The organism is Herbaspirillum sp. Her4 (genome assembly GCF_057961335.1).
Map to the genome: position 1 here is coordinate 4,182,471 of NZ_CM176330.1, position 12,062 is coordinate 4,194,532.

A 12,062-nucleotide genomic window follows, 5' to 3' on the forward strand; every position below is an offset into this window, starting at 1 on the left:
TCGGTTCAATTCTCATCGGACGATCGGCGGGCTTCGCCCAGGCTGGGCAGCACGCCCTTGCGCGGCAACGCGAAGTAGAAGCTGGCCCCTTCCCTGGGCTTGCTCTCGGCCCAGACCCGGCCGGTGTGGCGCACCACGATGCGCTGTACCAGCGCCAGGCCAATGCCGGTGCCGGCATATTCCTCCTGACGATGCAATCGCTGGAAGGTGCCGAACAGCTTGTGCGCATAGCGCATGTCGAAGCCGACGCCGTTGTCATGGACGCCGTAGACGTATTCGTCCGCATTGGCCTGCATGGTCACGCACACGCGCGGCTGCTCGCTCTTGCTGCTGAACTTGACGGCATTGGACAGCAGGTTTTCCCATACTTGCGCGATCAGCCCGCGATTGGCGACCGCACCTTCCAGACGCGGCACGTCGAAGATCACGCCGGGGTTTTCCTGCTGCAGACCAGCGACCACCTGCGCCACCAGTTCGTCCATCGAGAAGCGCTGCAAGGTCAGTTCACCGGTGGTGGACTTGGCCAGCTTGAGCAGGTCGTTGATCAGCGCATCCATCTTGCGCACGTTGCGGCGGATCACCTGCAGCTGCTCGCGTCCCTTCTCGTCGATGGCGTGGGCGTAGTCCTCTTCGAGGATCATGGCATAGCCGGAGATGGCACGCAGCGGCGCGCGCAAGTCATGCGAGACCGAATAGGAAAAACTCTCCAGCTCCTTGTTCACGTTGTGCAGGTGCTGGGCCTGGCGCTCCAGGTCGGCATTGAGGGCCTCGATCTCTTCCTCGGCGCGCTTGCGTTCGGAGATGTCGTAGATCACGGTGCGGCTGATGAGCTTGCTGTTGTCGCGGCTGGGAATGGCGGTGGCATTGACCAGCGCGGTGAATTCGCTGCCATCGGCGCGGCGGAAGTTGAGGTCGATGCCGCTGATCTCGCGCCTGAGCAGGAACTGGGGTTGCAGCTCGCGCTCGTAGCGCGCGGCGCTGGCCGGGGCCAGCAGGTCGGTCTGGGTCAAGCGGCCCACCACCTGTTCGCGCGTGTAGCCCAGCCATTTCAGTTCGGTGTCGTTGATCTTGATGATGCGCTTGTCGGTCTCGTCGACCGAGTGATAGCCGCAGGGCGCGTTGTTGTAGAGATCCTCGATCTCGTCCGAATAGGCTTGTGCGCGCTGCTGGGCCTCGACCCGGCGCGACATTTCCTTGCGCAGCTTGCGATAAACCAGCAGCAGCAAGGCAATGCTGAGCAGGCTGCCGCTGATGACCATGAAAATGGTCAGATTGGCGCTCATGGCCGTGTCATGCGCGCGCGTGGCCAGCAATGCGTTCTCGTTGCCCTTCATCTGCTCGAAGCCGCCGCGGATCCGCTCCCCCAGTTCCCTGCCTTCCAGCACGCGCGCGCGGCCCTCTTCCTGGCTCAGTTCCATCAGCTGGCGCGACAGCGTCAGGCGCTGCATCACCAGGTCTTCGGTCTGACTGAGCAAAACAGCCTGCCGCGGGTTGTCGCTCAGCAGGCGGCGCAGATCCTGCAGCAGTGCGTTGACATGACGCACCCCGGTCTCGAAATTGTTGCGGTATTCCTGCTCACCCGAAAGCGCAAAGCCGCGCGAACTGCTGACTGCGTCGCGCAGGGTCGAGTTGGCTTCTTCCAGCTTGTTGAGCACCGTGTAGCTATGCTGCAGCCAGACGGCACGCCGCTCGAAGTCACGCACGCTGTGGTACGAAAAAGCTGCCACGCCCAGTGAGAGCAACAGGGCCAGCAGAAAGAAAATGCCGGTGCTGGCGCGGGCCAGTCCGCTTTGTCTGGTTATCGGCATGGTTCACGTTTCATTGGTCTGCCAGTCACGCTTCCGGCTTGCGAGCCGGTTACCCGACCACCTGCCCGAATGCAGCACGCCTTGAGCAGGCTGCTCGGGTATTCATACTGTGTGTTGCCGGGAACCGCGCATGCACACGCACCTGGATGCGGCGTAGCCATTCCCCCCCGCAGCAGCCCGGCCATCCTGTCTGCGCCAGGGTGGTGAGGGGGCGGCTGAAGTGTCTCCTTGCTGCCTGTCCCGATACCGGAATACGGCCTATCCGATATCAACTGTTTTCTTTCTGTCAGCAAATGGAACCAACATCTTCAAATTCGTGGAAAACGCTGTTGCGCAAATGCGCCATGCGATGCGCATCAAGCCCAGCTATCCGGCATTTTCCTATTGTTTATTCGAATTAATTCTATAATAGATTCCGACATTTACCCGTTTTTTCCGGGCTTGGGCCCGAGCTCTGCCGGCGCGTATTTCGATGAAAAATTCACATTCCCTGCTTCTGGCTGCCGGCCTCCTGAGTTGCATCAATCTGGATGCACTGGCTGTTTCCTCCACCGGCAACCTGGAAATTTCCGCCATCGTCCCCTCGCAATGCGCGGTCCAGAGCGCCGCCCTGCCCTTCGGCAGCTATGCAGCCAGCGCCCTGCAGCAGAATGCGCAGATCGGCGTGGCTTGTTCCAACGGCACCAGCTACACCGTGAGCCTGGATGCCGGCACCGGCAGCGGTGCCAACGTCGCGACGCGCAAGCTGAGCACTGCCGATGGCGTCAATACCCTCAACTACGGCCTGTATCAGGATGCTGCGCGCACCCGTTCCTGGGGCAACAGCACTGGCAGCGATACGGTGGCCGGGGTGGGCAACGGCAGCAACCAGAACATCCCGGTCTACGGCTACATCCCGGGTGGCCAGACCGCCCGTGCGGGCAGCTACAGCGACGTGGTGGCCATCACCCTGTCCTATTGATTCGGAGAACGCCGGCGCAGCGCCGGCAGGCCAACACAATGGCGCGGACTCCTCACGGAGACGCGCCATTTTTCTTGCCCGCAGCGCTGTCGCTGGCGCCACCAAGTTACTGATGAGCAAATTTTTTGTTGATTGTTGATCACATTCTGTGGCTGGCTTGCAACTTTCTTCACACTTTTTGACCAGTTTCGTTTTAATCTAGCAAAAAACTGACAACGATCTGACAACCAGAGTGGAGATGTCGCAGCGTGACGAGATCAGCATCCATAGGGGGGCAGCTGGTGCGCGTAATGGCGCTGGCTTGCCTGGCAAGTGCGGGGGGATGGCAGGCGGCCCACGCGTCCAATTTCGAGATCGCTCCGGTGGTGCTGGAGCTGTCGTCCTCGCGCACGGCCGGCGTGATCAAGATCGTCAACAACGACAATCACAATGTCTCCCTGCAACTGCGCGCCTATGACTGGCAGCAGGCCGACAGCAAGGATGAGCTGCAACCCACGCAGAACCTGATCCTCAGTCCCCCCGTGTTCAATCTGGCCCCCGGTGCCTCGCAGGTGATCCGGGTGGTGGCCAAGCAGCCGGCCGCACCGACCGAGATCGCCTATCGCCTGCTGATCGATGAAATCCCCGCCGCCACCGAGGGAGCCACCATCAATTTCAAATTCCGCATTTCCATGCCGGTGTTCATCGCACCGTCCGCCGCGCCCAAGGCCCAGCTGGAGTATCAGCTGCGCGCCGGCAAGCCCTTGCGCCTGCTGGTCGAAAACAGCGGCAACCGCCGCGCACGCCTGCTGGACCTGGCGCTGACGCTGCCCAATGGCAAGAAGCTGAGCGCGCCGGGCGGGGGCAATCCCTACACCCTGGCCGGCATCACCCGGCAATACCTGATCGAGAGCGACACCCCGCTTGCCGTGGGCAGCCGAGTCAAGCTGACTGCCAACAGCGATGCCGGGCCGATTGATGCCGAAATCACCGTGGCACCTTGATTCGCGCGACACGCTGGCTTGCTTCCCTCATCCTGGTCTGCTGCCTGGCCATGGTGGCGCTGGCGCGGGCCGCAGAGCCGGGTGACGAGATCCTGTTGCTGGAGGTTTCCATCAACGGACGCAACACCAGCCTGGTAGCGCAGTTCACGCGCCGCCAGCAGGCACTGTATGCCACGGCATCGGAACTGCGCAGCCTCAAGCTGCGCGTCGATGGCGCGGATGAGGAGCTGATCGCCCTGCGCGCCCTCACGACGGCAGTCGACCTCGACGAGGCCGGTGCCAAGATCAACCTGATGGTCCCGGCCCGTTTCATGAACACCACCGACATCGACGCCGCCAGCATCGCCAGCAAGGTCCCCCTGTCACCCGGCGGACAGGGGCTGGTGCTGAACTACGACCTGCTGGCATCCAGCAGCCAGAACCAGCACGCGCTGGGCGGACTGTTCGATGCGCGCTGGTTCTCCGGTAGCAGCGTGTTCAGCTCTACCGGGCTGGGCTATACCGGCAATAGCGGCGGGGTGTCGGCCCGGCTGGAATCGACCTACACCTATTCGGACCCGGCCACGCTCACCCGCTATCGCCTGGGCGATGTCATCAACAGCAGCCTGGCCTGGAGCCGCTCGGTGCGTCTGGGCGGTTTCCAGTACGCATCGGATTTCAACCTGCGGCCGGACCTGGTGCGTTTTCCCACGCCGTCGCTGGGCGGCGAAACGGTAGTCCCTTCGACCGTCGACCTGTTCGTCAACGGCGTGCGCCAGCTCTCGCAGCCGGTGCCGCCCGGTCCCTTCGAGATCCGCCAGCCGCCCATCGCCAGCGGAGCCGGCCAGATCGCCGTGGCGGTGACTGACGAACTGGGTCGCCAGACCTTCCGCACCATCAACTTCTACGCCACCGACCGGCTGCTGAAACCGGGCCTGTCGTCCTATTCGGCCGAAGGCGGCTGGGTGCGGCGCAATTACGGTCTGCGCAGCAATGACTATGGACAGTTCGCTCTCTCCGGCACGGCCCGCCATGGGATGAGCGACTGGCTCACCCTGGAAGGGCATGCCGAAGCCATGCGCAGTCTCAAGCTGGCCGGCGGCGGCGCGGTCTTCAACCTGGGCAATCGCGCGGTGTTGGCCAGCTCGCTGGCGGCCAGCAGCAGCGAGGGCAATTCCGGCCAGCAAGTCTCGCTGGCCATCGAGCGCAATGCCGATCCGGTCAGCCTGTCGCTGTCGCGCACGCAATCCACGCGGGGCTATCAGGATATCGGTGCGCTGCAGGGGGCCCCGGTCTCGCGCAGCGCCACGCTGGCGACGCTGGGCCTGAACCTGCGTGAATATGGCTCGCTGAGCATGGCCTATGCACGCAGCAAGAGTCCGCTGCTGTTCACCGACCTCGGCACCAGCAATCTGGCAGACAGCGAGACCGTGACGGTGACCTGGTTCAAATCGGTCGGCAACACGTCCAATTTCTATCTCACGGCCTATCGCGACTTTCGCAGCAGCGGCTACGGTGCCACCATCGGGCTGATCATCCCCTTCGGCGGCCGCAACGTGGCCGGGGCCAGCGTGAGCAACAATAACGGTCAGCGCACCAGCACGCTGCAAGCCAGCCGCTCGACGGTGGCCATCGGCGATCTCGGCTGGCAATTGCAGGATACCGAGGGCAGCTATCGGCAGCGCATCGGCCAGCTCAACTACAAGAGCCGCTACGGCAGCGTCAGCGCGGCAGCCTCGCAATCGAACGGTGCCACCAGCCAGCGCCTGGGTGCGCGCGGTGCGCTGGCCTTCATGGATGGCAGCGCCTTCGCCACCGACTGGATCGAGGACAGCTTCGCGGTGGTCAATGCCAGCGGGGTCAAGAATGTCGGCATCTACAACGAAAACCGCTACGCCGGCCGCACCGACGACAACGGCCAATTGCTGCTGACCGACCTGCGTGCCTATGACGTCAACAAGATCTCGGTGGACGTGCTGGACCTGCCGCTGACCCTGCAACTGGACCAGTCAGACCAGTACGTGAAGCCGCGCGACCGCTCCGGTGTGGTGGTGCATTTCAACGCCCGGCGCGCCTCGGACGTGACCATCATCCTCAAAGACGCCGCGGGGGAATTCATTCCGCTCGGCTCCTCCATCCGCGTGCGCGAGAGCGGCCTGCAGGCACCGGTCGGCTATGACGGCGTGAGCTATCTGCAGGAACTGGGGCCGGTCAACACGCTGGACGTACTGCTGCCATCCGGAGCCCGCTGCCAGGCCATGCTGACGCCGCCGGCACGCAGCGAAGGTGGCATGAGCGATGAAATCGTGACCTGCCGTTGAAGGGCGGCCTGCATCGTGGAGAGCACATGAAGAACACTATCCATTCCGTGTCCCTGGCTGCGCTGGCGCTGCTCATCGCATTGGCCGCTGGTCCGGCGCAGGCCCAGCAACTCTGCTCGGCGGCGTCCAATCCGGTGTCCTTCGGCCTCTACGACCCGCAATCCAGCAGCAACCTCGACAACACCGGCAACATCACCATCACCTGCCAGGCGACTGCATCGCTGCTGATCGCCTATACCGTCAAGCTCAGCGCAGGCAGCAGCGGTGCCTATGCCCAGCGCAAGATGCTCAGCGGCGCCAACAGCCTCAACTACCAGGCGTATCGCGACGCCGCGCACACCTCCGTGTGGGGCGATGGTTCCTCCAGCACCAGTTTCGTCAGCGACGGCTACCTGCTGCAGGTCCTCACGCCGGTGAGCAGGTCCTACACCGTCTACGGGCGCGTACCGGGCAGCCAGAACGTCAAGGCTGGCAGCTATCTGGATACGCTGACGGTGCTCATCACCTACTGAGCGGAACCGACAAAGCAGGTGGAGAATTGCTGATGTGCTTGATAAACGTTCTCGTTGCGATTCAGGTTTTCCCTGACGAAAATTGACAGGGTGATAGGGAATAGCCGGATGTCTGATCCGGGCTCCAGAAACTAAAGTATCTCCATACCAACGCTGCACAGGGAAGTTCTTGCAAGGGGCGAGGACGGGGCAGCCAGACCAGGAGAAACAAAATGTTCTTCATCAAGAAAAATCGCATCGTCGCTGCTTCCATCGCTGCTGTCGTGCTGGCTTCCAGCGCACCGGCTTCCTTCGCCGCCACTGCCAGTGGCACGCTGACCATCAGCGCCTCGGTGGTCGCCGCCTGCACCGTGGTCGGTTCGGCCATCGCCTTCGGCGCCTACACCCAGAGCGTGGTCAACCAGTCCGGCACCATCACCGTGCTGTGCACCAACGGCACGGCCTACAACGTTGGTCTGGACGCCGGTACCGGCACCGGTGCCAGCGTGAGCAACCGCAAGATGAGCGCAGCCGGCGGCGGCACCCTGAACTATGCGCTGTACCGCGATTCGGCCCGCAGCAACAACTGGGGTTCGACCATCGGCACGGATACCCTGACCGGCACCGGTTCCGGCCTGACCCAGACCCTGACCGTCTACGGCCAGATCCCGGCGGCCCAGACGCCGCTGGCCGGTTCCTACTCGGATACCGTGACCGTGACGCTGACCTACTGAACGACGGAAGTATTCAAGGATTCAAGGATTGAACGCTGACAGGATGGCCTGACGCGCTTTTGACACAAGGATTGCACTGCAAGCATTGCGCTGCAGCTTGACGATCCTGCAAGGCGCGGACTACAACATCAGCTGCGATGCATACCGGGGAAACCGGAGGGGGTGGGCGGTGTACTTCATGATGAAGTACACCGTTTTTTTTCATCCGCCGAGTCGTGGTTTGGCGCGTCGGCCTGATGCGTTCATGCAGGGAATACGGACTGCACCAGCGCCGCCTGCTGGGCATAGTGGCGGGCCTTGGACGCCGTCGGACCGGCATCGGTATCCGGCCGTGTTACGGCTCGCAGACGCACCTGCAACGGCAAGGCCGCTTCGATGGCATCCCGCACGCACAGCCAGGCCCCCTGCTTGCGCTCTTCCTCCTGTACCCAGATCACTTCCTCCAGCTGCGGATAGCTGCGCAAGACAGCACCCAGCCTGTCTTCGGGGAAGGGATGCAGCTGCTCCACGGTCAGCAGGACAGTGCGCGTGTCGCCCGCCTTGCGGCGGCCGTCGGCCAGGTCGTAGCAGACCTTGCCACTGCACAAGACCACCCGCTGCACCTGTGCGGGCGGCGGCGCATCGGCATCCTCCACCAGCGGCTGGAAGTCCCCCTGCAACAGGGCCGACAAGGGCGACTGCGAACGTACTTCGCCATGCAGCACCGATTTGGGCGTGAAGACCACCAGCGGACGGTCGCCCTGCAGTGCCTGCTGACGCAGCAGGTGGAACCACTGCGCCGAACTGGACGGATACGCCACGCGCATGTTCTCCTGCGCGCACAGCAGCAGCATCCGGCTGAGGTAGCCGGTCGAGTGCTCCGGCCCCACGCCTTCATAGCCGTGCGGCAGCAGCACGGTCAGCGCCGAGGGGTAGCCCCATTTGCCGCGACCGGAGGCGATGAACTGGTCGATCATGATCTGGGCACCGTTGACGAAGTCGCCGAACTGGGCCTCCCAGATGACCATCGTACCGGGCCCCGCCTGTACGCTGAATCCATATTCGAAGCCAACCACTGCCTCTTCACTCAGCGGTGAATTGACCACCTCCAGCGCCGTACCGGGCGCAGCCACCTGGCTCAGGGGCCAGAAGGCCTGCTGCACGCCTTGCGCCGCGTCGATCGCATGCCAGACGGCGTGGCGCTGCATGAAGGTGCCGCGTTGCACATCCATACCGGAAATGCGCAGCCCCTGCCCTTCCCACAGCAAGGAGGCATAGGCCATGTTTTCGGCGAAATTCCAGCTGCACGCGTGATCGCTGGAGCTGACGCTGTCCTGCCACTGCGCAACCAGCCGCGTGACTGCAGGATGTGCAGCAAAGCCTTCCGGCAAGCGCGTCATGCGTTCCACGAACTGGCGCAGGCGCAGCAGGTCCGGCGCGTCGGGCTTGACGGCCAAGGCGGGCGCCCTCCGTTGCGCCGCCGGGGCGGATGGACGACTGTTGCGGAAGCTTGCGAGCACTTGCTGGCTGCTCACCGCCAGCAACGTCGCGCCGTCGTCCGAACCGGGCCACCCGGCCTGGGCATAGAGCTGCGTGACCGGCGGATGCTTGTCGATGAAACCGTGCAGCAGGGGCTGGGTCACGGTCGCCGTATCCTGTTCCGCATGCCCCCAGCGACGATAGCCGACCAGGTCGATCACCACATCGGCGCCAAACTGCATGCGATAGTCGAAAGCGATCCGCGCAGCACGCAGTACCGTCTCCGGCTGGTCGGCGTTGACGTGCAGCACTGGCGCGCCGACGATGCGGGCGATGTCGGTGCAGTAGCCATGATTGAGGGGATCAAGCGGATTGGGCGTGGTGAAGCCGATCTGGTTGTTGACGATCACGTGGACCGTGCCGCCCACGCTGTAACCCGGATGCAGGGACAGCTTGAGCGACTCCATCACCACGCCCTGGCCGCAGAAGGCAGCATCGCCATGGATCACCACCGAGGCCGGCATGGGTGATTGCGGATGCGCACTGCGGTAGCCGCGCACCATGCCCAACAGCACCGGATAGGCGCTTTCCAGATGGGAGGGATTGTGCGCCATGAACAGACCTAGCTGACCATGGGCGGTGGTGCGCACGGTCTCGGCCCCCAGATGGTAAGGCAGATCCACTGCGCCGGCTGCTGCTGCGGTCGTGCTCGCCGCGTCGAAATACGCCACGATATCGGCCGCCGGCATCTGCATCAGGTTCACCAGCAGGTTGAGACGGCCGCGATGCGGCATGGCCAGGAACAATTGCTCCAGCTGATAGAAACTGCTGCGCTCGGCCAGCGCATCCATCAGTACCAGCAGCGCTTCGCAGCCTTCCAGCGAAAAGCGCTTGGCGTGCGGATAATCTTGCTGCAGGTAGTGCTCCCACTGTTCGGCCGCAGCCAGCCGGGCCAGGATGGCGGCGCGCTCGGCAGTTGCAGGATCGGCACCCGGGTCGCGCGCGGCCAGGCGTGCAAACAGCCACTGGCGGCGGGACTCATCACGTACGCCACTGGCATCGAGGCCGAGCGGGCCGCAATACAGCCGACTCAGAAAATGCGTCAATTCCTTCACATTGGTGAGGCCCAGCCCCTCCAGAAAGCGGTGCTGGCCCAGCGCCAGGTCCTCATCCTTCAGATCGTGATGTTGGGGCAGCAAGGCGGGGATCTCGGGCACCGAGAGCGTGCCCAGAGGATCGATGTCAGCGATCCGGTAACCCTCATGGCGATAGGCCTCGATGAAGGATTGTATGCGGGCGTGAGCCAGGGCCTGGCGCGCATCGGACATCTGCTCGGTGCTGCCGGCGTGGGAATGGTGGAGCGTCATGGCTAACCTTTCGGGGCTGGGTCGGGGGCGGACTGCGTGCAGCGCCCTGAGCAGCGGCGACGCACGCAACGGACGTGTCCGCTCCTGCCAGCCGGCTGCCAGGCCTTTTCAGGCCGGGTGCGGCAGCAGCGTGCAGGGGGACACTTTGTTGTTGTCGCGCCCGGCGTGACGAAGCGGGCGCGGTCTCCTCGCAGATACCGGTTCAGGCGGCAGGCACGCCGCCCGGGTGAAGCATCAGCCCTGGATCAGCGACAGTTCGGGCTGGATGACCTTTTCGCGCGGACCTTTGCGCGAGGAAGCGGCATGGCCGCCAGCTTGGCCGTTGGCCAGCAACTCGCTGAGCCGGAAGCGGCCCATCAGCGCCGACAGCTGCTCGGCCTGGGATTGCAGTGCCTGGGAGGCGGCCGCATTCTGTTCCACCAGGGCCGAGTTTTCCTGGGTCATCTGGTCCATCTGGCTGATGGCCTGGTTGATCTGCTCGATGCCCTCGCTTTGCTCCTTGCTGGAGGCGCTGATATCGGTGATGAGGTCGGTGGCGTGCTTGATGCTGGCGATGACTTCATCGATGGTGGCGACGGTCTGCTCGACGATGCTGCTGCCGGCCTTCACATGACCGACCGAGCCTTCGATGAGCGACTTGATTTCCTTGGCGGCCACGGCACTGCGCTGTGCCAGGCCGCGTACTTCGCTGGCCACCACCGCAAAGCCACGTCCGTGCTCGCCGGCGCGGGCCGCTTCCACGGCCGCGTTCAGCGCCAGCAGGTTGGTCTGGAAGGCGATGCCATCGATGACCGTGATGATGTCGGCGATCTTGCCGGAAGAGGTGCTGATGGCGGTCATGATGTTGACCACCTGCTCCACCGAGGCACCACCGCGTACCGCGACATCCGAGGCGGAGACTGCCAGTTCGCTGGCCTGGCGGGCATTGTCGGCATTCTGGCGCACGGCCGAGGTCAGCTGCTCCATGGCGGAAGCGGTTTCTTCCAGCGAGCTGGCCTGCTGTTCGGTGCGATCCGACAGGCTCAGGTTGCCTTGCGCCAGTTCGCGCGCGGCCATGTCGATGGCGGAGGTGCCGTTGCGCACGTTGGAGACGGTATCGTGCAGGTTATCGCTCATGTGCTGCAGCGCCTGCAGCAGGCGGCTGATCTCGTCCTTGCCGGCAGCATTGAGGCGATAGGACAGGTCGCCCTGGGCCACCGCTTCGGCCAGCACCACGGCGTGGCGCACGGGGGCGGTGATGGAGCGCGTGATGAGCACGCCGATCACCGACGCCAGTACCACGGCCACGGCGGCCAGCACGATCATCTGGATCACGGCCAGGTGGCCGTCCTCAGCGACCTGGCGGGAATCTTCGACCATTTCCTGGGCCAGCGAATTGACCATCTTGTCGACCATGACGAAGTACTCCGTCTGCAGGCGCGCCAGATCGCCCTGGAAGAGCGTGGTCGCCTCGGCGCGTTCGCCGGTCTTCATCAATTCGAAGAACTTGCGCACGGCTACGCCGTAGGCCGAGCGGGCGGTGGTCTGCTCGGCGTAGAGCGCTTTGGTCTTGTCGGAATCGAGCATGCCTTCGAGCTGCTTGTAGGCCTCGGTGTTGGCCTTTCGCAGGCCGGCGTACTCATCCATGTACTTCGCCGAAGCCTCAGGCGTGGTCGCCAGCAGGATGTTGGACAGCACCGCATTGGCCTTGTAGCCATTGTTCTTGATCTGGTTGCTCAAGGCGATGAGCTGGTACTTCTCGTTGACGATGCTGTTGATTTCAGCGTTGTTGGAAGACTGGTTCCTGACGCCGACCATGGCCGTCACCATGATCAGCAGCAAGACTACTGCAAAAGCGCCGCCCAGGCGGACGCCAATGTTGAAATTGGCGAGCTTCATCGCTACCCCCTTGTTTGTCCCATTTGATGCCCACGTGCAGGCCCTGGCTGAACGACTTTGTCCCGAGTCGTCGCTGATTGCC

The 12,062-nt window shown here is 63.6% G+C and carries 8 protein-coding genes; 5 read left to right on the forward strand and 3 right to left on the reverse strand.

Annotated features, from left to right (window positions below; all coding sequences use genetic code 11):
- Positions 1-5 precede the first annotated feature (5 nt).
- Complete coding sequence (locus ACWFUC_RS18935; RefSeq protein ID WP_489622998.1) at positions 6-1,808, reverse strand: sensor histidine kinase; 1,803 nt, start codon at positions 1,806-1,808, stop codon at positions 6-8.
- Positions 1,809-2,280: 472 nt separating this feature from the next.
- Between ACWFUC_RS18935 and ACWFUC_RS18940 the strand changes: the two genes are divergently transcribed.
- The 5 genes from ACWFUC_RS18940 to ACWFUC_RS18960 all read left to right on the forward strand — a co-directional run bounded on the left by ACWFUC_RS18940 (position 2,281) and on the right by ACWFUC_RS18960 (position 7,277).
- Complete coding sequence (locus ACWFUC_RS18940; RefSeq protein WP_204726493.1) at positions 2,281-2,769, forward strand: Csu type fimbrial protein; 489 nt, start codon at positions 2,281-2,283, stop codon at positions 2,767-2,769.
- Between the two features lie 248 nt (positions 2,770-3,017).
- Positions 3,018-3,752, forward strand: a complete 735-nt coding sequence (locus ACWFUC_RS18945) for a fimbrial biogenesis chaperone (RefSeq protein WP_489622999.1) — start codon at positions 3,018-3,020, stop codon at positions 3,750-3,752.
- Positions 3,749-6,052 carry a fimbria/pilus outer membrane usher protein gene (locus tag ACWFUC_RS18950; protein ID WP_489637259.1) on the forward strand — a complete coding sequence of 768 codons (2,304 nt, stop codon included), beginning with the start codon at positions 3,749-3,751 and terminating at the stop codon, positions 6,050-6,052. The genes ACWFUC_RS18945 and ACWFUC_RS18950 overlap by 4 nt, the downstream gene beginning before the upstream one ends.
- A gap of 26 nt (positions 6,053-6,078) precedes the next feature.
- Positions 6,079-6,564, forward strand: a complete 486-nt coding sequence (locus tag ACWFUC_RS18955) for a Csu type fimbrial protein (RefSeq protein ID WP_489623001.1) — start codon at positions 6,079-6,081, stop codon at positions 6,562-6,564.
- A gap of 212 nt (positions 6,565-6,776) precedes the next feature.
- A complete protein-coding gene (locus tag ACWFUC_RS18960) occupies positions 6,777-7,277 on the forward strand; it encodes a Csu type fimbrial protein (protein ID WP_039787206.1) in 501 nt (166 codons plus the stop codon).
- A gap of 242 nt (positions 7,278-7,519) precedes the next feature.
- On the opposite strand, the gene ACWFUC_RS18965 is transcribed toward ACWFUC_RS18960, so the two are convergent.
- Both ACWFUC_RS18965 and ACWFUC_RS18970 read right to left on the reverse strand, forming a co-directional pair.
- Positions 7,520-10,102: a 2-oxoglutarate dehydrogenase E1 component gene (locus tag ACWFUC_RS18965; RefSeq protein ID WP_489623002.1), complete on the reverse strand. Its 2,583-nt coding sequence runs from the start codon at positions 10,100-10,102 to the stop codon at positions 7,520-7,522.
- A 234-nt stretch (positions 10,103-10,336) separates the two neighbouring features.
- Entirely contained in the window at positions 10,337-11,980 is a 1,644-nt protein-coding gene (locus ACWFUC_RS18970; RefSeq protein WP_489623003.1) for a methyl-accepting chemotaxis protein, read from the reverse strand.
- Between the last annotated feature and the right edge of the window lie 82 nt (positions 11,981-12,062).

What these genes read in the sequence shown, in the direction of transcription:
- ACWFUC_RS18935 (WP_489622998.1), bottom strand. Translation starts at nt 1,808, where the DNA reads ATGCCGATAACCAGACAAAGCGGACTGGCCCGCGCCAGCACCGGCATT.
- ACWFUC_RS18940 (WP_204726493.1), top strand. Translation starts at nt 2,281, where the DNA reads ATGAAAAATTCACATTCCCTGCTTCTGGCTGCCGGCCTCCTGAGTTGC.
- ACWFUC_RS18955 (WP_489623001.1), top strand. Translation starts at nt 6,079, where the DNA reads ATGAAGAACACTATCCATTCCGTGTCCCTGGCTGCGCTGGCGCTGCTC.
- ACWFUC_RS18960 (WP_039787206.1), top strand. Translation starts at nt 6,777, where the DNA reads ATGTTCTTCATCAAGAAAAATCGCATCGTCGCTGCTTCCATCGCTGCT.
- ACWFUC_RS18965 (WP_489623002.1), bottom strand. Translation starts at nt 10,102, where the DNA reads ATGACGCTCCACCATTCCCACGCCGGCAGCACCGAGCAGATGTCCGAT.
- ACWFUC_RS18970 (WP_489623003.1), bottom strand. Translation starts at nt 11,980, where the DNA reads ATGAAGCTCGCCAATTTCAACATTGGCGTCCGCCTGGGCGGCGCTTTT.